Here is a 20395-nt window from a genome sequence, read left to right as displayed (position 1 = left end):
GGCCCGGGCGCGGCAGCGCCGCCGGGAGCCGGGGCCGGGTCTGGAGCGGCCCCGCCCGCGGACACGGCGGGCGGCCTGCGGGCGCGGCGGCATCGTCAGCTCGTCACCCTCGCCGCGACCACGGTGATGTTGTCGTGCCCGCCCTGGTCGATGGCGAAGTCGATGAGGTGGCGGGAGACGTCCAGCGCGGACGCGCTCGGCTCGAGCTGGTTCACCAGCGCGGCGAGGACGTCCGGGCGCGAGGAGTAGTTCCACAGGCCGTCACTGCAGACGAGCACGGTGGCCGGGGTCTCGATCGGGAAGGCGGCGGTGTGCGGGGTGACGTCCTCGGCGTCGCCGCCGAGCCAGCGCGTCAGTGTGTGCGCGCGCCGGTGGGTCTCCGCCTCCGACGCCGGGATGAGCCCGGCCCGGGCCGCCTCGGCCGCCCAGGTGTCGTCCGCGGTGAGCCGCTCGCACCAGCGCGGGCCGAGCAGGTAGACGCGGCTGTCGCCGACCCAGCCGACGGTCACCATGCCGGGGCCGTCCACCGACGGCGGCGTGATGATCGCCGCCGCGAAGGTACAGGACGGCGCCATCCGGCCCTCCGCCGCGCTGAGCTGGGCGATCGTGGCCTGGGCGGCCTCCACGGCCCGCTGCAGGGCGATGTCGGCCTCGTCCGGGCCGAAACCACCGGAGATCCGCCGCGGAGCGGTGCGCGGCTCGTCGTACTCGGAGTACTCCTCCAGAACGTCGAGGACGTCGTTCGCCCGGCTCGCCGGCCGCTCGTCGTACGGGACGGCCTCGCCGGGCCCGTGGGCGCGTACCGCGTCGGCGAGGATGGCCGTCGCGGTCGCCGCGGCGGCGGCGGACGCCTCCCCGGAGCCCGGAGTCGTCGAGACCCCGTCGCAGACCACCGCGATCAGCGTGCCGTGGACGATCGCCACGCCCATCGAGTCCTCGTTGGTGGTGTGCCGCACGCCGCGGTCGCACACGCCGGCGAGCGGGCCGAGGTCGATCTCGCGGTGGTCCTCGTCGCCGCCGGCTACCGGGACGCCGGTCAGGGCGAAACCGCAGGCCTCGCAGTACCGGGCGTCCTGGTAGTTGGGTGCCGCGCACACCGGGCAGCGCATCACCTCGTCGTGCGCGTCGTCGTCCGCCTCGCCCGAGGCGGCGCGCTGGCCCAGGAGCATCGTGGCCGGATCGGTGTCCTCCGCGTATCCGTCCTCGTTGAATCCGCTGCCCGAATAGGTGTCGTCCGGGTACGTCTCACCCTGGTAGCCGGGTTCGGAGTACGCGGATTCGGGGTACTCGTGGTGATAGTCGCCGTCCCGGTAGCCACCCGTGCCCGCCGGGTAGCCGGCGCCGGGATAGGCGCCGTCCGGATAGGCGTTCTCCGCATAGCCGTTGTCGGCGTAGCCGTTCTCCGGGTAGGCGGACCCGGAGAACTGGTCCGGCGTGTAGCTCTCGGTAGGCTGATCATCGGCTCGGAAGTCCTCCGCCCGGTAGCTCTCGGTTGGAAGATCGTCACCTGGGTATCCGCCGGGGTGGGTGGAGCTCTCGGCGTAGCCGGCATTCGGGTGCGGCGAGTCCGGGCGCTCGGGGGGATAGCCGTGCCCGGGGTAGCCCTGCCCGTGCCGGGGGTTGAGGTCCACAGTCAGGCCACCGGCCGCTGGACCGGCCCGCCGGGGACAGCGAGTCTGGGCGGTGTGCGCGGAGCCATGTGGTGAGTGCCTCCTGCCCGTCCTGTGGGGACCGGATATATCACGTCGACCTGCTCAAATCCAAGTACGCCGAAATGAATAGTGGCATGATCCGCCAGATGCGTCGACGCCCGTGATCTCGGTGCCCCCTTCGGTGCCAGCGCTCGCCCGTGCTCCTGGGATCGGCCGGAGCTCTGTCTCCAGTACGCCCTCGCCACGGGCGCTCTCCGTAACCTCTGCCACCTCTCCCACCTTTTCCCTAGTGGGCGCTCTGTTTCTCGCCTCCGCGGCGGCTCCCACGGCCGGCGCGGCGGCGCCGTCCACCGCGATTCCGGCGAGCTCGCGGGCCATGTCGGCGGCCCTGGCGAACCGGTCCGCCGGATCGGCGGCGGTGGCACGAAGGAGGAACCGGCGCAGCGGTTCGTGCCGAGCCAGCACCTGGTCGACCTCCTGGGCGGGAAGGGTGTATCGGTAGGTTGACGCTCTGTTCGGGAAGTCGAGTACCGCGGTGGCCAACAGCCTGCCGAGAGCGTAGAGGTCGGAACCCACCGACGGGGGGCTCACCGTCAGCTCGGGGGCGTCGAAACCGGCCGTCACATGGAAGGTGCCGCCGCGCCGCCCGGGCTCACGGATCGCCTGAAGATCGATAAGCGTCACCCGGTCGCCGTCCCACACCACGTTTCCCGGTGCCAGGTCGCAGAAGACGTACCCGCGGTCGTGGACGTACCCCAGCGCGGACAGCAGCCGACGCACCCCGGCGACCGCCTCCGGAACGGGTAGCGGCGCCGGCGCCCCGCCGCGCGCCGCCCGCCGGGACCGGAGCAGATCCGCCAGGGACGGGCCGCTCACCAGCTCCATCACCGCGTAGACGACGCCGTCGTGGCGGACCTCGCCCAGCGTCTCGACGATCGCCGGATGCCGCAGCGGCGGGTCGGGCGGCAGCCGGCGGCCCGGGCGCAGGCCCAGCCGCGCGGGCGGGCGCATCCCACCGCGGCGCACGCTCTTGAGCACCACCAGCCGCCCCGGGACGCCACCGCCGGAGCCTGGGCCACCTTGGCCTGCCGGGTCGCCCGTGCCGGTGGTCTCGGCGGCGCCCGCCACGCCGCGCAGGTCGACTGCCGAGAAGACCCAACCGGCGGGCCCGGGGCCGCCTTCGGCCAGGCACTCGACGATCTCGTAGCCGCCGGCGACGTCCCCGGCGCGCAGCGGGGGCGCGAAGGAGTAGGGGGTCCGGCAGCGTGGGCAGAAGCCGCGGTCCCGGGCGGGCAGCCCGAGCCGGCCGCGGCCGATCGGCCCGGCGCAGACGGGGCAGCGCGCGGCCGGCTCACGCGGTGTGCCCCGGTCGCGCCCGCGAACCGAATGCCCGCGGGTCACGTCACCGCCTCGGGACGGGTGGAGCTCCCGATCCCGGCCGGCTTCCCGCCCCCGGCGCTCCCCGCGGGCCGCCTGCCCCGGGTGCGCCGTGCTGGCCACGTGGGCTGGGTGGGATGCCTGGGCCGTGTGGAGGGCGCGGACCGAACGGGGGACGGGGACTGACCAGGAGGCGTGGGCTGGGCGAGGCGCGCAAGCTCGGCGGGAGGCGCGGGTGGAGCGGAGGGCGTGGCCTGGATGGGCCGCGTGGTCGAGGCGGCCGGTGCCGGTGCCGGTGCCGGCCGCGGGTGCGGAGCGGTCTGCGGGGGTGGGATCGGGTGGGTGCGCGTACCGGATCGGTCCCGCTGCGCGGGTCGCCGCGGCGGTGCCGGTCGCACGAACGAGACGTTCGGCGCGGGCAGGACCTCGGGCGCGGGCAGGGCGTCCGGCGCGGGCGAGCCGCCCCGGGCGGCGAGGGCGGCGCCGAAGTCGTTGACGAGGCCGGCGGCGCGCTCGACATCGGTCGGCGCCGAGTACAGCTCGCGGCGGGCGGCGCGGGCGAGCGAAAGCAGGCTCGGGTCCGCGGTGAGACCAAGCCGGGCCGCCTTGGCCTCCCACGCGCCGAGCAGGCCGCGCAGCTCCTCCCGCCGGCGCAGCGCGGCGCCGTTCGCGCCGGCGATCCGCTGGGCGGCGAGGTGGGTCGCCTCGGCCACCTCCAGCCAGCGGGCCAGCCCCCGGCTCGACTCCTTCCAACGGCCCGCGGCCGCCTGCGTGCGCAGCCGGATGAGCCAGGGCGCCAGGCCCTGCTGCTGGTCGTCCCGCCAGCTGTCCGCCAGGCGGTACAGCGGCCCCAGCCCGCGGATGCGGCCGGTCGCCAGCCCGGCGTCGCGGCGGGCGGCGTCGTCCAGCCGGGTGATCTCGGCGAGCAGCGCGCCCGCCGCGGCCAGGTCGGCGTCGAGGCCGTCGTGGCGCCGGGCGAGATCGCCAGTCGAGCGCGCGGCCGCGGCGACCGCGGCCTCGGTACGGGCGCGCAGCCCCGGAGGGATCCCCAGGGGATCGGAGCGCGCCGCGGCGGAGAGCTCCGCCAGCAGCCGCCGGGCCGCGACCAGCCCGGCGTCACCGGGCGCGAGACCGAGCCGGGCCGCGAGCACGCTCGTCTCGGCGATGGTCCGGCTGCCGGCGGCGATCTCGGCCAGCACGGCGTTGCGCACGCCGAGGATCAGCCGCATCCGCCCCCGCACCGCGGCGACGGCGGCGTCCATCCGGCGTGCCAGCTCGGTCGGGTGCACCTGCCCGGAACGCGCCGGCCCGTAGCGCGCCGGCACCGGGCCGATCTCGGCGATCGGGCGGATCTCCGCGATCGGGCGGATCTGTGCCACCGGGCCGATCCTCGGTGCCGGAAGGATCTTCGCCTGCGGAAGGATGTCCGGCACCGAGGGGCCGTACAGCAACGCGGTGAGCTCCGCCAGGGTCCTCGCGTCCACCCGGGAGCGCCGGCCGCGCAGGCTCCGCGCGGCTTCGGCGACGTCGCGCAGGGCCGCGAAGGCCTGCCAGACGTCCGCCAGGACGGCGATCACGGCGAGTGCCTCGGCCCGGGTGACGCCGCTCAGCGACGCCGGGTCGAGCAGCGCGCGTTCGGGGCTGTCCTCCAGGTCGAGCAGGACGCCCGCCCGGGCCGTGACAGCCTCCTCGATCGCCCGCAGGGCAGCGTCGAGATCGTCTATGCCGGGAGAGGGCACCGGCTCACCGCCCGCGACCGGGCCGGGAGACGCTGTACATCCGCCCGCTGTGCATGCGCCTCCTGTCCATGCGCGCGGCCACCTCCACCGGGCGGTGTGGCCCGCCCGACGGCACCGCCGGAGCGGCCGGGGGACGTCCCTGCTACCGAGGATAGGTAGCCTGCCGTCGCCTCGCGGACCGTCTCGCCGAACTGGTGCGGTCTGTGGTCGTCACTGTGGCCCGTTCGGTCGCCTGCTCCGTGACCGGACTTCTCGTCCGCTCGTCGGCCGGTGCCTCGACGTCATCGCCTGGCGGCGCCCGCCGTGTGATGTGCTCATTACGGATACCGTTGATGGACGACCGGCGTCGCGGTGTGGCCGCGGACGGCCAGCTGACGCGGTCGGACGATCGTGGGCTCGCCGGGCGGGTTCACGACCCGACGGGCTAGTGACGAGGTGGACTGTGATGGCCGGTGGCCAGGGTCGAGGCGGTCGAGGGATCGCCCGCGGCGGTCAGGGAGGCCGGGCCGCGAAGGCTGGCTCCCACCGCAAGGGCGCGGCGGTCGGCAGCGGCGGCCAGCGCCGCAAGGCGCTGCAGGGCAAGGGCGCGACGCCGCCGGCCGAGATGCGTCCCGGCCATCCGGCGCAGCGGCGCGCGGCCGTCGCCGCCGCCGGCACCCGGGCGGCCGCGAAGCGCCCGGGCGGCCAGGCGGCCGACGAGCGCGAGCGTCCCAGGGCCGAGCGGGGCACCGGTGGATCGGCCGGTGCCACCGGTGCCGGGCGCGCGGGAGGCGGCGGTCACGGGGCGCACGGTCACGGCGGGGCGGGGGCTCCCGGGGCGCACGGCTCGCGGCGGGTCGAGACCGACGAGCTCGTGGTCGGGCGCAACGCGGTCGTCGAGGCCCTGCGGGCCGGCGTGCCCGCCACCACCCTGTACATCGCCGGCGGCCTGGACTTCGACGAGCGGGTCGCCGACGCCCGGCGCCTCGCCGGCCGGGCCGGGCTGGCCGTGGTCGACATCGGCCGGTTCGAGCTCGACCGCCTGTGCGGCACCGCGCCCCACCAGGGCCTCGCGTTGTCCGTCCCGCCGTTCGAGTACGCCCACCCCGACGACGTGCTCGCGGCCGCGCGGGCCGCGGCGCCCGGGCTGGTCGTCGCCCTCGACGGGGTGACCGATCCGCGCAACCTCGGCGCGGTCGTCCGCTCGGCGGCGGCGTTCGGCGCGAGCGGCGTCGTCGTGCCGGAGCGGCGCGCCGCCGGGGTGACGGCCGCCGCGTGGAAGACGTCCGCGGGTGCCGCCGCGCGGCTGCCGGTCGCGCGTGCGGTGAACCTCACCCGCACCCTGCGCTCGTTCGCCGAGTCGGGCCTGTTCGTCGTGGGTCTCGCGGCGGACGGCGAGGTCTCCCTCGACGAGCTGCAGGTGGCCACCGACCCGCTGGTGCTGGTGATCGGCTCGGAGGGCAAGGGCCTGTCCCGGCTCGTCGGCGAGTGCTGCGACCTGCGGGTGCGCATCCCGATGGCGGGCCCGGTGGAGTCCCTGAACGCCGGGGTCGCGACCGGCATCGCCCTCTCCGAGATCGCCCGCCGCCGCCGGGTGGCCGCCGCCGTCTGACCCGCGGATTCACACCTCTCTCAGATCTCGGCCGGCTACCGTCCGCCCAGTCGGCGGCCGGCAGCCGTGCCGGCCGGTTGGGGTCCGGGAGGTGACATGCGCGTCAGATCGTTCGCGGTTGTCGGGTTCGGCCTCGTCGCCGTGCTGCTGGCCGGCGGCTGCCAGCGCGGCGGGCCGGTGATCCCGGGCAACCCGTCGGCCCCGGCGGCCCCGTCGGCGGCGGGGGCCGCGGCGGCCGGCACCGTCGTGCGCTCCCTGACCGTGGATGGGCGTGAGCGCTCCTACCGTGCGCACGCCCCGGCGGCAGGGGGCGTCGACCTGCCGGTGATGATCGTCCTGCACGGGGGCGGAGGCAACGGGGAGCTCACCGAGCGGCAGACCGGGTTCAGCGAGCTCGCTGACGAGGCCGGCTTCCTCGCCGTCTACCCCGACGGAACGGCCCGCGCGGGTGGTCGTCTGCTCACCTGGAACGCCGGCAACTGCTGTGGATCCGCCCGTGACAACGACATCGACGACGTGGCCTTCATCGGCGCGCTGCTCGACGACCTCGCCAAGCGGTATCCCGTCGACCTGGATCGGGTCGGTGTCACCGGGCTCTCCAACGGAGCCATGATGAGCTACCGGATCGGCTGCGAGCTCCCGGCGCGGGTCGCGATCATCGCCCCGGTGGCCGGGGCCATGAACGTGGACGGCTGCCAGCCCACGCGGCCCGTGGCTGTACTGGCCATCCACGGCACCGCCGACGACAACGTCCCCTACGCGGGCGGGCGGTCCACGGGGCGCGGGGTCGGCGCCGAGAACGACCGGGTGGACCAGTCCGTCGCCTACGCCATCCAGTTCTGGGCCGAGCACAACGCATGCGGAGCAATGCCCGAGGTCGAGGGGGTCGACGGGCCCGGCGGCCCCGCCCCGGGCGGAACCGTCGGGCCCGGAGGGCCCTGGGTGCCGGAACCGTCGGCCGTCCCGGACGGCACCGTGATCCGCACGACCTACTCAGGGTGCGCGCGGGGCTCTGACGTCGTTCTCTACAGCGTCGGCGGGGGCGGGCACGCCTGGCCGGGCGGAACGAAGATCCGCCCACGCGCCGACGACGCTCCGGACGCCCCCGACGCGACCCGGGTCATCTGGGAGTTCCTCGCCTCCCACAGCCCTCCCGCTCAGCCTTCGTAGTCCTGCGTCGGAAGTAGCTCGGCGTCACGGCCCGGCGCCGGTTGGCACCGGCGTTCCGGTTCCGCGAGACACCATGATCGACCGTGCTCTGCGGCGGCGGCGTCATCGAGCGGGCGGTGTGCGCAGGAGCGGCGGTCACTGGGCCGCGGCGGGACCGGCGTCCGCCGGGAGTTCCAGGCGGTGCTCGTGCGCGTAGGCCGCCCACAGACGGGCGTAGTGGCCGCCGGCCGCCATCAGCGCGCCGTGCGTGCCGTCCTCGACGAGGCGGCCGCCGTCCAGCACCAGCACGCGGTCGGCGCGCGCGGCGGTGGTCAGTCGGTGCGCGACCACCACCGTGGTGCGCGAGCGCCCGACCTCGGCCGCGGCGCGGGCGACCGCGGCCTCGGAGGCGAGGTCGAGGGCAGCCGTCGCCTCGTCGAGCAGCAGGATGTCGGGCCCGACCAGGTGGGCGCGGGCGAGGGCGAGGAGCTGGCGTTGGCCCGCGGAGAGGTTCCGGCCCTGGTCGCGCACCCGGTAGCCGTAGCCGCCGGGCAGCCCGGCGATCATCTCCTCGGCCCCCGCGGTGCGCGCGGCCGCTCTGACCTGCTCGTCCGGTGCGTCGGGACGTCCATAGGCGATCGCGTCGCGGACCGTGCCCGCGAACAGGTGGGCCTCCTGGGGCACCGGGCCCAGCCGCCGCCGGTAGTCGGCCAGCGTGTACCCGCGGACGTCGACGCCGTCGACGCGCAGCGTGCCCTCGGTGAGGTCGTAGTAGCGAGCGATGATCTTGGTGAGAGTCGACTTGCCCGAGCCCGTCCGGCCCACCAGCGCCACCGTCTGGCCGGCGGGGATGGTGACGTTCACCTTCCGCAGCGCGGCTGTGGCGGAGCCCGGGTAGGTGAAGCCGGCGCCGGTGAGGCTGATCTCGCCGCGCAGCCGCTCGACCGGCCGCGCGTGCGGGGCGTCCGCCGGCACGGGCGGGACGGCCATCAGCTCCCGGGCGTGCCCCAGCGCCACCATGACCGCCTGGTACTCGTCGAACACCTCGGCGAGATCCTGGATCGGCGCGAAGAACAGCTCGATGTAGAGCAGGTAGGCGGCGAGCGCTCCGATGGTCAGCGTCCCGGCGTGTACCCGCCCGGAGCCGACGAGCAGCACCGCCACGCTCGCCGCCGTCGACAGCAGCTGGATGTAGGGGAAGTAGTAGGCGAGGTACCGGACGGCGCGTAACCGCTGGTCGCGGTAGGTGGCGCTGCGGTCGCGGTAACTGTCGAGGGTGTCGGGCTCGCGGCGGAACGCCTGGACGATCCGCATCGCGGTGACGTTCTCCTGCAGCTCGGCGGTGAGCTCCGCCAGGCTCTCGCGGGCGTCGGCGTGCGCCCGCGCCGCGCGCCCCCGGAAGAACACCGACCCGACGACGAGCGGCGGGACCAGCGCGAACACGGCCAGTGCGAGGCCGGGGTCGATGACTACCAGGGCGATCGCGATGCCCAGCGCCGTCAGAACGGAGACGGCGGATGACGCGGCGTCGCTCCGCATGAAGTCGGCGATCTGGTCGACGTCCGAGGTGAGGCGGGTCATCACCCGTCCACTGGCCTCGCGCTCGTAGAAATCGAGGCCGAGGCGTTGCAGGTGGGCGAACAGCTTCACCCGCAGCAGGTAGCCGACCCGCGCGCCGAGACGGCCGACCACCCGGATCTGGGCGGTGTGCGCGCTCCACGAGACGGCGATGACGGCGACGCCGACCCCGGCGGTGCCGAGTACGACCGGCAGCGAGCGGGCGGTGACGCCCTCGTCGATGCCGTGCCGGATCAGGATGGGCAGCGCCAGCGTGGTGAGGCTGTCGATGACGAGCAGCAGCCAGGCGATGGTGAGCGAGGCCCACAGCAGCCGGCCGATGGCGGCGAGCCCGAAGCGGGGGTCGCGGGCGCGGACGACCTCCTGGTCCAGGTCCGGGGTGTCCAGGGCAGGCGGCAGCGCCAGCACCCGGCGGCGCAGCGCCGCCGGCAGTCCTTCCAGTTCGGGAACGGCGGCGGCCTGGATGTCCGGCACCGGGGTCTCGGTGGGTGTGGTCGCTTCCGTGGGCTCGCGGGGCCGCGGGGCCGGGAAGTCGCCCGGATCGTTCTGGTTGGCCGGGTCGTCCGGGTCGTCCGGGGTGATCAGGTCGCGGTAGGCGGCGCAGCGCGCGATCAGCTCGTCGTGGGTGCCGATGTCGATGATCCGGCCCTGCTCGACGACCCCGATCCGGTCGGCCAGGCGCAGCGTCGCCCGGCGGTGGGCGATCAACAGCGTCGTGCGGGTCGAGGTGACCGTCCGCAGCTCCCGGTGGATCTCCGCCTCGACCTCCGCGTCGATCGCGGACGTCGCGTCGTCCAGGACGAGGACGGGAGTGTCGGCGACGATCGCCCGGGCGATCGCGACGCGCTGGCGCTGGCCCCCGGAGAGCGTCAGGCCGCGCTCGCCGACCCTGGTCCGGTAGCCCTCGGGCAGGTCGGTGGCGAACTCGTCGACCCGCGACGCGCGTGCCGCCGCGAGCACTGTCGCGGTTGGGGCGTCCCGGCACCCGTAGGCGATGTTCTCCCACAGGCTGGTCGAGAACAGCAGGCCGTCGTCGCCGACGACGCCGATCAGCCCGCGCAGGCTCGTCAGCGTCAGATCGCGCACGTCGTGCCCGTACACCCGCACGACGCCCGCGGACGGGTCGTAGAAGCGGCTGAGCAGCGCCGCGACGGTGGACTTGCCGGAGCCGGAGCGGCCGACGAGCGCGACCGTCTCGCCGGGCGCCACCGCCAGCCGGAAGCCGTCCAGGACCGGCCGGCCGTCCTGGTAACCGAACGAGACGTCGTCGAACTCGACGGCCGCGGCACCCGGCACCGGCCGTGCCCGGGCAGGCCGCACCTTCGCCGGCCCGTCCGCGGGGTCTTCGGCGACGCCGCCGTTCTCGGCGACGTCGAGGTCGGCCGCGTCCGGGCGCTGGACGACGGTGGGGCCGGTGTCGATGACCTCGAAGATCCGCTCGGCGCTGGCTCGGGCCTGCTGGGCCAGGGTCACCAGCGCGACCAGGTTGCGGATCGGCTGGTTGATCCTGGTCAGGTAGGTGGCGAACGCGATGAAGGTGCCGAGCGAGAGCTGGCCGTGCACGGCGAGCGCGCCACCGAAGGCGAGCATCGCGATCTGCCCCAGCGACGGCACGGCCCGGATCGACGGCGCGAAGCGGCTGTCGATGCGCACCACGCGCAGCTGGTGGGCGAACAGCCTGGCGGCCACCGCCTCCAGCCGGTTCAGCTCGCGTTCCTCCTGCCCGAAGCCCTTGACGACCCGCACGCCGAACACGGTCGCCGCCACCACCCCGGCGACCGCCGCCTCCTGCTGCTGCGCGTACCAGGAGGCGGGGAACAGCGTCACGCGACTGGTCAGGGAGAGCGCGCCGAGCACCGGCAGGGTCACCAGCGCGACGGCGGTGAGCCGCGGGGAGAGGACCACCATCGCCCCGAGCGAGACGGCCAGCGCCACAAGGCCGCCGAGCGCCGTGGGGGTGCGGGTGAGCAGGTTCTGGACCCGGGTCAGATCCGAGGTGTTGCGGCCGATCACCTGGCCGATCTCCAGGGAGTCCTGGCCGGCGCCGTCCAGGCGGGTGAGCGAGGTGAACATCGCCGTCCGCAGGTCGTGCGTGACCTCCTGCGTCATGCGGGCTCCGCAGCGCCGGCGCACCATGAGGAGGAGGTAGGCGGCGATCCCGGCCAGCAGCATCAGCCCGGCCCAGGGCAGCATCGGCCGGGACCGCGCGATGATCACATCATCGATGATCACCCTGGGTAGCAGTGGGGTGAGCGCGTTGATGGTCATCCCGGTCACCGCACAGACCCAGGTGGTGATCAGCGCCGCGCGGTGCCGCCAGCACTGACGCGTCAGCCGGCGGAGCCAGCCGGCCTTCCCGCCCGCGACCGGGCCGCGGGACACCGTGCTGCGGGAAACGGTACGGGGTGACGGAAGTCCGGCGATGGCGCAAAAGCCTACCGCCGCGGACGTCCACACGGGCCGGGCTGGACGCCTGGGACACACCCGTGGAGGTGGACTGGTGAGTGTTTTCGCTAGCGGGGCTGGGTCGCAGGACCCACCTGACGGCCGTCGCGGCCGGCGTGGCCGGGACCGTCGCGTCGGCGGGCGGGTGCGCGAGCGCACCGACGAGGTGGCCCGGGTACTGGACCTGGCCCGCCGCCACCTCGGAACGGACGTCGCCTGGCTGTCGCGGTTCACCGGGGACGAACAGGTCATCGACCTGATCTCCGGGGAGGGTGAGCTGGTCGAGCGCCTGGTCGGCAGGCATGTCGAGCAGGAGGCGACCTACTGCGCCCGGGTGTTGGACGGGCGGCTGCCCGCCGTCATTCCCGACGCCCGGGCGGATCAGCGCACCGCCGCCCTGGCCGTCACCCGCGAGCTGGGCATCGGCTCGTACGTGGGCGCGCCTGTGTACCTCGACAGCGGCGAGTTCTACGGCATGCTGTGCGCGCTGAGCACCGAGCCGGACCCGGGCCTGGGCGACCGCGAGGCCCGCTTCCTGAGCCTGCTCGCCGACGTCGTGGCGGACGCGGTGTCCGCCCTGCACCGCGGCGGGGCGGACGACGACCACATCCGGAGCGTGATCGCGCAGGTCATCGCCCGCGGCGGACCGGTGATGGTCTTCCAGCCGGTGTTCGACCTGCCGACGCACGGCCTCGTGGGCGCCGAGGCGCTGGCCCGCTTCCCCACCTTCCCCGCGCCGCCGGGGGAGTCGGCCGGGGACCTCGGTGAGGAGACCGGTGACCAGGCTGGCGGGGCGGCCGGTGAGGAGGCCGACGACCGCACCGCCGCCGGCCCGTACTTCGGTGATCTTCCGCCGGACCGCTGGTTCGCGCACGCCGCGTCGGTCGGGATGGGAATCGATCTGGAGCTGGCGGCGATCCGGGCCGCGGTCGCGGAGCTGCCCAGGTTCCCGCGCGGGCTGTCGCTCGCGGTGAACGCGTCCCCGGCGACCATCGCGTCCGGCCGCCTCGGGGAGCTGCTCGCGGCCACGGCGGCCGACCAACTGATCGTCGAGATCACCGAACGGGACGGCATCCACGACCTGCCCGGCACGCTCGCCCGCCTCTACGAGCTGCGGGACATGGGGGTGCGGATCGCGGTGGACAACGTCGGCGTCGCCTACGCGAGCCTGCGCCGGCTGGTGCAGATCCTGCCGGACGTCGTGAAGATGGACCGCTGGCTGACGACGGACGTCGGCGCCGACGCGGCGCGGCGCGCGCTCGTCGAGGCGCTCGTGCACTTCTCCCGGCAGATCGGGGCGTGTCTCGTGGCGGAGGGCATCCAGGCGGCGGACGAGCTGCGCGTGCTGACCGCCGCCGGTGTGGACCAGGGGCAGGGCCAGTTCCTGGGCCCGCCGGGGCCGCTGCCGCTGCCCGCGCACGGCCGGTGCGTCCCGGTGCGTCCCGGCGAGTCACGGGCCGCTGGTGTCCGCGCGCGCGTCCTGAATCCGGCCCCGGCGTAAATACAGTGTGGTCTTCCGCGGTGGCCCGGAGCCTTTTTCGGCGGAGATCGTTGCCCGCCGTTGGGGAAACCGGGACAGTGTCGTGTCGTGGGCATCGTGAACAAGGTCCGGTGGCTGAATCGGCGTGCGGCGGTTTCCGCCATGTCCGGAATCGCCGGAACCCTGCTGATCGGAATGGGAGCCTGTGCACCGTCGGCGGGTGGCCAGTCCCCGAGCGGGCCCAAAGGTGACTGGGAGATCACCGTCTACTACACGGCCGTGGAGCGTTTCCATGACGGCCCACCTCTGACGGTGCGGGGCTGCCCCCAGCTCGACTGCGTCTTTGGTAACGATTTCCTCGGGACGTTCCCGGCCGGATTCGTCCAGGTGGTGCGTGAGGAGGGCACGGGGCGGATCACCAGCGGCCCGCGGCGGGGCTCGGTGCTGAACTGGTCGTACGATTCCGGCTTCTGGATCGACGATGTCCCGGTCGACACCGCCGGGCGGGCGCTGGTCCCGTTCCGCAGCGCCGCGGCCGACTCCTCCACCCTGCCGGCCGGCACGACCTTCGTGGTCGAGGACTGCGGGCACGAGGAGGACGGCTCCGAGATCGACCCGAACGCGTGCGCGGCGCTGCGGCGCGGGACGTGGGAGGTCCGGGACGAGTTCACACCGGGGCTCGGCGGGCGGCGCCACCTCGATCTCTACATCGGCGAGGAGGACGTCGCCGGATTCACCGACCGCAGCCCGCTTTACCTGACCGGCCTCGGCGCACGCGTCGCCATCACCGGCCGGGCCTCGCGGTAGCACTCCCGGAGAACCGTGCGAACGAAATCCACGGGAACAGGCGCACCACGGGGCGAAAACGCGGGCCCGGGAAAGTCGGAAACGGATCCGTGAAAGCGACGGGCGCGGGAGCCCGGGTGGACTCCCGCGCCCGTCAGATCTACCCGCCCGCGACGACGGAGCCGGCCGCGACGAAGGTGTATCCGAGGGCGCGCACGCCCTCCACCGTCTGGCGCAGGTAGTCGACGCCCAGATACGGGTGGTAGAACATGCTGGCGAAACCGTCCCGGACGACCAGATTGCGCCGGGCCGCGTCGATCAGCTCCGCGGGCAGCCGCGCCGGGTGGTTGTTGAACGGCTCGGGCTCGATGTTCCCGATGTTCTCCGGAATGACGAAGGACCCGTGGACGTCCGTCACCGGGTACGGGAAGAACTGGCCGCCGTACTTCGTGTGGTCCACCGCGCCGCCGGCGAGCTGGTTGCGGAAGTAGAGCCCGCGGTCGTAGCGGCGCGGGAAGTTCGCCCGGGCCGCGGCGTAGTCGGGGGCGGACGCGGCGTAGTGCGGGAACTCGAAGGTCGTCGGCACCGGCAGCCCGGCGGCGGTGAACGCGGCGGCCGAGCCGTTCATCCGGTCGGTCGCCCACGTCTGGCTGTCGCCGGGCACGGGTCCGTCGTAGACCACGTAGTCCTGGGCGTCGACATGCGCCTGGAAGAACTCGAAGTCGTCCGCGCTCGCGCCCGAGTACGGGTTGGCGACGTTCGAGAACTGGTGCGTCCAGCCGTGCATGATCAGTGTGCCGCCACGCTGGGTCATGTACGTCAGCGCGCTGACCACGTCCGGTCTGGACGCGAGGGCGTAGTCCTGCGGTACGCCGTTGTTGTAGGTGCCGTTGGCGTCCACGTACCGCGGGTAGACGGCGACCGAGAACGGGACCTGCGCCGAGGACAGGTAGTCGGCGATCGCGCGCAGCTCGGCGGGGTCGGCGTCCGGCCCGACGTCCTCGATGCGGACGAGCCCGCGGTGCCGGGCGGCGGTCTGCGGCGCGAGGACGTCGAAGAGCATGTCGGCCACCGCGAGGTAGCGGTCGGTCATGTCGGCGTAGGCGAACGGGATCTCGCCGATGTAGGTCAGGTTCCCGGACCGCAGCGCCCAGGGGAAGCGGGTGCCGTCACCGCGCACCGCCTCGGCGAGCACCGTGGCCCTGGTGGTGTCCACGGAGGCGTAGTTCATGATCCCGGCGGCGTTCGCCGCGTACCGGGTCAGGTCGGTCCCTTCGTAGCTGACGGTCCCGATCGCCGACGTGTCGAAGCCGGACCAGTTCCACCCGTACGTCGTCGGGAAGGCCGGCGCCTGCGACGTGAGCTGCCAGATGTTGTTGTACATCCACACCACGGGCCGGCTCCCCGCCAGCACGTCGGTGAGAAACGCCGTCGGGACCTGCTCGTCGTAGGTCGACCCGACGTACACCACCGCGGCGTACGCGGACATCTGGCCCGCGGTGTACGAGCTGACCGGACGGGCCTGCCAGGTGCCGAACCGGGAGGCCAGGTTGGCCGCCTGCATGGCGTACTGCTCGCCCAGCCACCCCCACGCGCCGGTGGTGTCGTACAGGATCAGGGTGCCCGTCCCGGTCGCCTGGCCGGACGGCGCCGACGCGGCCCCGGGCCCGGTGGCGCCGTCCGGTGCCGCGGGCGGGCGCTGGTTCGTGCCCGGGACGGGCCGCGCGGCCCGCCGCGGCGGCGGGGTGCGCGGCGGCGCCGGTGGAGCCGGCGGTGAGGCGAAGCGCCCCTCGGCGGGCAGCACCTGCGGGGTGGCCGCGCGGGCGTGCCGCGGCGGGTGCTTGGGCGCGTCCGGTGCCGCGGCCACGGGTGCCGCGGCACCGGCGCCGGCACCGAGCACGACCGCGAGCAGCCCGGCGGTCGTCGTCGCGCGGCCACCGCGTCTGATGCCCCGGCGGACACCCCGACCGGTGCCGTCGGGACGGCTCGTGCGCCGGCGCGGGAGCCACCTGAGCCGCGGGGTCATGTTCCGGACTCCTCTCGTCTGCCGGCGGCGGAGCCGGTCAGCTCCTGCCCCGGGCCGGCCGGCTGGACGGGAATGGTGATCGTGCGTGGGCGCGGGACGAAGGAGTCCGGGGCGGGCGCGTCGCTGAAGCGGTGCGCGATCGCGGCGACGGTGCGGCGCGCCGCCTGCCCGTCGCCGTAGGGGTTGATCGCCTCCGCCATCGCCGCGTAGGCGACGGGATCGTCGAGGAGCCGGTCGACGGCCGCGACGATCCGGTTCGGCTCGGTGCCGACCAGGCAGGCGGTGCCGGCCTGCACCCCCTCGGGCCGCTCGGTGTTGTCCCGCAGCACCAGGACCGGCTTGCCCAGGCTGGGCGCCTCCTCCTGGATGCCGCCGCTGTCCGTCAGAACGACCGTCGCGGCCTTCATCAGGTGCGCGAAGGAGGCGTAGTCGACGGGATCGGCGACGAGGATGTTGGGGAACCCCTCCACCGGCGGCAGGACCGTCTCCCGCACCACCGGGTTGCGGTGCACGGGCAGCACGATCAGCAGCTCGGGCCGCTGCTCGGCCAGCCGGGCGAGCGCCGCGCCGACCCGCGCGAGCGGCTCCCCCCACGACTCGCGCCGGTGCGCGGTGACGAGCAGCACCTGCCGCCGGCCGTCGCCCGAGCGCTGGCGCACCTCGGCGAGCAGCCGGTCCGGCGGGGGCGGTGCCGCCGTGACGTGCAGCAGCGCGTCGATGACGGTGTTGCCGGTGACCAGCACGGACTCCGGCCGGATGCCCTCCGCCAGCAGGTTCGCCCGGGCCGACGGCGTGGGCGCCAGGTGCAGGTCGGCGAGCTGCGAGGTGAGCCGGCGGTTGATCTCCTCCGGGAACGGCGAGGCCGGGTCCTCGGTGCGCAGCCCGGCTTCCATGTGGACGACGGGCAGGCCCTGGTAGAACGCGGCGAGGGCACCGGTGAACGCCGTCGTCGTGTCGCCCTGGACGACCACGACGTCCGGGCGCACCTCGGCCATCACCGACTCCAGGCCGCCGAGCGAGCGGGTGGTCACCCCGGCCAGCGACTGCCGGTCCCGGAGGATCCCGAGGTCGTAGTCGGGAACTATGCCGAAGAGGTCGTTGACCTGGTCGAGCATGGACCGGTGCTGGCCGGTGACGGCCACGACCGGCCGCAGCGGGCCGGTCCGTCCAAGTTCATGGACCACCGGAGCCATCTTGATCGCCTCGGGCCGGGTGCCGTACACGAGCAGCACCGTGCGACCGTCAGAGCTGTAGGTCATGTCGATCCTCCCATCCTTGATCGTTTGTGAACGGCTGAACTCCACCGCGCCGAGAGGCGGGTGCTCGGGGGCCGCCGCTCCGAACGGCGGCCGATCGGCGCCAGCCGGAACGGCGGTCGGTCAGAACGGCGGTCGGTCAGAACGGCGGCCGGTCGGTCGGGCGCAGGTGGCGGGCGCCGGACCTGCGGAACTCCACGACGGAGTCCTCGCAGTACAGGCCGACGGCACCGGAGACGTAGGGGCGCTCGGTGTCCTGCATCCGCACCGTGGGGACGCCGTCCACGGACACCGCCATCGAGTCCCGGTCGTGGATCACCTCCACCGTGTGCCAGCTGCCGAGGCGGGCCCGCGGCGCCGGCCCGCTGGCCAGGAACCGCTGGCCACCGGGGTAGGCGGGGTCCTGCTTGCTGAGCTCCCAGCCGTTGGGCTTCAGCGCGAAGGCGTAGAAGTGCGCCGGGTCGGTGTAGTTCCAGAGCACCCAGCCGACCTCCCACGGGGCCGGGGTGCCGTGGCGCAGCTGGCGGACGGTGTGCACCTGCGTGGTGAACCGCACGTCGCTGTAGTGCTCCGAGCTGACCACCAGGCCGGCGTGGGTGCGCTCCGGCGCGTCGGCGGTCCGGGGGGCGAGTGTGATCACCAGGCCGCCGGCCTCGAGCTGCCCGGTGGTGCGGCCGTAGCCGTCGAAGACCGCCAGCCACGGGCCGTGCCTGGTCCCGTCCCGCCAGCGGGTCGGCCCGTCCCCGGTGCTGAGCGAGATGACCGCCCACAGCCCGGCGAGAGTGGCCATCCCGCCCGCGCTGACCAGCGCGAGGACGACGAGCCGATACCGGCGGCGGACCCGCCGGCGCGGCGGGCGCGGCGAGCCGACGGCGGACCTGGCTGGCGGGCCGGCGCCAGGCCGGACACGCTCCTGGCCGAGGTGGCGGCTGTGGTGGAGGTCGGTGTGGTCGTGGTTGGCGCTCACCGGTCCGGTCCCTCGGGAGCGGCGGGAGCGGCGGACACCGGTTGGAGGGGCGTGGGGGGCGCGCTCTCCGGGGTTCGGGCGGTCTTGTGCCAGCTCGTCCGGCCGCTGACCACCCGTCCCATCGCCCACCAGCCGGCGACGAACCACACCAGCGCGTACAGCATGTAGAGGTGCGCATAGCCGGCTAGGCGGACCACGTCGAAGCCAACAAGCGGCTCGCGTGACCGGTAGATCAGCGCGCAGACCAGTGCCGGTCCCGCCGCCATCAGGTAGGCGCCGAGGAAGTAGCGCGGGTCCGGCGCCGGCCCGCCGGCGAGCCAGCTCGTCAGCACGCCCACCGTGCTGAGCACGAAAGCGGCCGTCAGCAGCGACGCGAGGAGGATCAGCAGCGGGCTGGAGAGGTGAAACAGCATGTCGGGCAGCGCCCGGGCCCGCGCCTGCCGCAGCACGCGGGGCATCAGCGCCCACGACTGCAGGTGGCCCTGGAACCAGCGCGACCGCTGCCGCAGCAGCCGTCCCAGCCGGACGACCCCCTGCTGGTGGACGTCCGCCTGCGGGCAGAACTGGTTGCGCCAGCCCGTCAGCAGCAGCCGGACACCGAGATCGAGATCCTCGGTCAGGCTGTGCGACCACGGGTCGCCGCCGAGGGACCGCAGCGCCGAGAGCCGGACGAACTGGCCGTTGCCACCGAGGCCGACATTGTCCAGTTGGCCGCGTCCGCGCTGGAAGACATCGGTGTAGATCACGAACTCCATGTCCTGGAGCCGGGCGAGCAGGCTGGTGTGCCGGTTGTTGATGCGCACGCCCGTCTGCACGCCGGCGGTGCGGGAATCGGCGAAGTAGGGGGCGACCGCCTCCACCGAGTGCGGGTCGAGACGGCCGTCCGCGTCGACCACGGCGATGATCACGTCGTCGGGGTCGCGGGCGGCGATCTCCGGGCGGGTCGCCAGATGGGCCACGGCGGCGTTCAGCGCGGCACCCTTGCCCCGTCGGGCGTCCGGTGGCTCGCGGCGCAGCAGCCACACCCGGTCGTCGGCCACCCCGCGGACGATCAGCGAGGTCCGGTCGTCCGAGCCGTCGTCGACGACGAGGGCCCGGCGGTTCGTGGCGGGGGAGAGCAGGAGCCGGCGCAGGCTCGCCTCGATGACCGCCTCCTCGTTGAGGCAGGGCATCACGAAGACGAAGAAGAGGCCGTCGGGGGGCGTGCCCGTCCGGGGCCGGTGGACACGGGAGAGCACCAGCATCGCGAACAGGTAGACCATCCCGAAGGTGATCATGGCCGCGGCGAGCAGGCGCGCGTCGCGGCCGTCGGCGTCGAGCAGGTTCACGTCGCCGCTCCGGGACCGGGCCGGGACGCGCCGCGCCGGGCCCGCAGCGCCAGTGCCAGCAGGACACCGAGCAGGCCGACCGTCATGTACAGCACGAAGGCGAGTCCCACGAGGTTGGTCAGCAGATCCGAGAGCAGATCGAGCAGCACGGTCGCGTGGTCCGAGGAGGCGTCGCGGGCGACCGGGGCCGCGCCGCCCGCCCCGCCGGGAGCCTGGTGGGCGGGCGTGAGCCCCGCGCGGGTGAGCGCCGCGCCGGACGTCAGGGGGACGTGCATGGTTCCTCCGTGCGAGATGGGGTCCGTGCGGCGGCGGGACGGCCGTCGCCGCACGGGAGGTGGCGGCCGGTCGACGACCGGCGGCCGGTTTTCCTGCGCCCTGTCCGGACGCCAGCCGTCGCGGCGCGATCACGCCCGGGACCAGGCCCGGGGGCGGGCCGAGCCCAGACACGTCGAACTCGGGACGCGCCGAACCCGGGTGTTCCTTGACCCGGGATGTGCCCAGCTCAGGGCGTGGCGGGCACGACGAGCACGACGAGCGCCGGGCATGACGGGCACAGGGCGTGACCAGCCCCGCCACCGCGCTCCAGCGGGAGATCGCTGTGGCGCGGCGGTCGATGGGTCAGCCCGGAGCCCGGGTCAGCCGATCGCTCCGGCCCGGATGAGACCACTGGACGGATCCGGCCGAGGCATCATGACCCGGCCGGCCAGCCGGCAGCCCAGGCGCCAGCCACCCTCACGGGTCGTTGGACGGTGTATTCGGCCGGCGCCGCAAGAAATGTCGACGGAACTATTCCGGTGCGGTGTCCAACTGATTCCCCGGAACGGATTGGAGGAATCAGGTTCGCGCGGTTTCGTGCTGGCCAGAGAAAACTATCGACGGGTCGGCCGGCGGTCGTTTAAAAAGTGGAAAACGCCCGGTACGGCGACTCAGGATGTGCCGGCGTGACAGTGGTTCACCGTGGCCCGGCAGCGCGCTCGGCGCCGGGCCAGGGGACACCCCTCAAGCTGTCTGAGCAGCTCGG

General features: G+C 74.3%; 13 protein-coding genes. 4 read left to right on the top strand and 9 right to left on the bottom strand.

Going from position 1 to position 20395, the window contains the following annotated elements:
* Positions 1-95: 95 nt before the first annotated feature.
* From MXD62_RS23190 to MXD62_RS23180, 3 genes are all read right to left on the bottom strand, one after another.
* On the bottom strand, positions 96-1631 hold the full coding sequence (locus tag MXD62_RS23190) for a protein phosphatase 2C domain-containing protein (RefSeq protein WP_248831580.1): 1536 nt from the start codon (positions 1629-1631) through the stop codon (positions 96-98).
* Between the two features lie 123 nt (positions 1632-1754).
* Positions 1755-3053 (bottom strand): serine/threonine protein kinase, encoded by a 1299-nt coding sequence (locus tag MXD62_RS23185; RefSeq protein ID WP_248831579.1) that lies wholly within the window; start codon positions 3051-3053, stop codon positions 1755-1757.
* Entirely contained in the window at positions 3050-4768 is a 1719-nt protein-coding gene (locus tag MXD62_RS23180) for a hypothetical protein (protein WP_248831578.1), read from the bottom strand. Before MXD62_RS23180 ends, MXD62_RS23185 begins: the two co-directional genes overlap by 4 nt.
* Positions 4769-5213: 445 nt before the next feature.
* Here MXD62_RS23180 and rlmB point away from each other — a divergent pair, with 445 nt between their 5' ends.
* Both rlmB and MXD62_RS23170 read left to right on the top strand, forming a co-directional pair.
* Positions 5214-6359, top strand: coding sequence for a 23S rRNA (guanosine(2251)-2'-O)-methyltransferase RlmB (rlmB, locus tag MXD62_RS23175; protein WP_248831577.1), 1146 nt, complete (start codon positions 5214-5216; stop codon positions 6357-6359).
* 96 nt (positions 6360-6455) lie between these two features.
* On the top strand, positions 6456-7529 hold the full coding sequence (locus tag MXD62_RS23170) for a PHB depolymerase family esterase (RefSeq protein ID WP_248831576.1): 1074 nt from the start codon (positions 6456-6458) through the stop codon (positions 7527-7529).
* Positions 7530-7664: 135 nt separating this feature from the next.
* On the opposite strand, the gene MXD62_RS23165 is transcribed toward MXD62_RS23170, so the two are convergent.
* On the bottom strand, positions 7665-11468 hold the full coding sequence (locus tag MXD62_RS23165) for an ABC transporter ATP-binding protein (RefSeq protein WP_308301309.1): 3804 nt from the start codon (positions 11466-11468) through the stop codon (positions 7665-7667).
* A gap of 118 nt (positions 11469-11586) precedes the next feature.
* Here MXD62_RS23165 and MXD62_RS23160 point away from each other — a divergent pair, with 118 nt between their 5' ends.
* Positions 11587-13032, top strand: a complete 1446-nt coding sequence (locus MXD62_RS23160; protein ID WP_248831574.1) for an EAL domain-containing protein — start codon at positions 11587-11589, stop codon at positions 13030-13032.
* 141 nt (positions 13033-13173) lie between these two features.
* Positions 13174-13818 (top strand): hypothetical protein, encoded by a 645-nt coding sequence (locus MXD62_RS23155; protein WP_248831573.1) that lies wholly within the window; start codon positions 13174-13176, stop codon positions 13816-13818.
* 139 nt (positions 13819-13957) lie between these two features.
* On the opposite strand, the gene MXD62_RS23150 is transcribed toward MXD62_RS23155, so the two are convergent.
* From MXD62_RS23150 to MXD62_RS23130, 5 genes are all read right to left on the bottom strand, one after another.
* A complete protein-coding gene (locus MXD62_RS23150) occupies positions 13958-15823 on the bottom strand; it encodes a polysaccharide deacetylase family protein (RefSeq protein WP_248831572.1) in 1866 nt (621 codons plus the stop codon).
* Entirely contained in the window at positions 15820-17082 is a 1263-nt protein-coding gene (wecB, locus tag MXD62_RS23145; protein WP_248831571.1) for a non-hydrolyzing UDP-N-acetylglucosamine 2-epimerase, read from the bottom strand. Before wecB ends, MXD62_RS23150 begins: the two co-directional genes overlap by 4 nt.
* A 136-nt stretch (positions 17083-17218) precedes the next feature.
* On the bottom strand, positions 17219-18046 hold the full coding sequence (locus MXD62_RS23140) for a family 16 glycoside hydrolase (protein WP_248831570.1): 828 nt from the start codon (positions 18044-18046) through the stop codon (positions 17219-17221).
* On the bottom strand, positions 18043-19374 hold the full coding sequence (locus MXD62_RS23135) for a glycosyltransferase family 2 protein (RefSeq protein WP_248831569.1): 1332 nt from the start codon (positions 19372-19374) through the stop codon (positions 18043-18045). The genes MXD62_RS23140 and MXD62_RS23135 overlap by 4 nt, the downstream gene beginning before the upstream one ends.
* Positions 19371-19649: a hypothetical protein gene (locus MXD62_RS23130; RefSeq protein ID WP_248831568.1), complete on the bottom strand. Its 279-nt coding sequence runs from the start codon at positions 19647-19649 to the stop codon at positions 19371-19373. Before MXD62_RS23130 ends, MXD62_RS23135 begins: the two co-directional genes overlap by 4 nt.
* Between the last annotated feature and the right edge of the window lie 746 nt (positions 19650-20395).

Source organism: Frankia sp. Mgl5 (assembly GCF_023242985.1).
Classification (GTDB): Bacteria; Actinomycetota; Actinomycetes; order Frankiales; family Frankiaceae; genus Parafrankia; species Parafrankia soli.
Note: the sequence above shows the minus strand (reverse complement) of the source record. Positions and strands in the feature narration are given on the sequence as shown.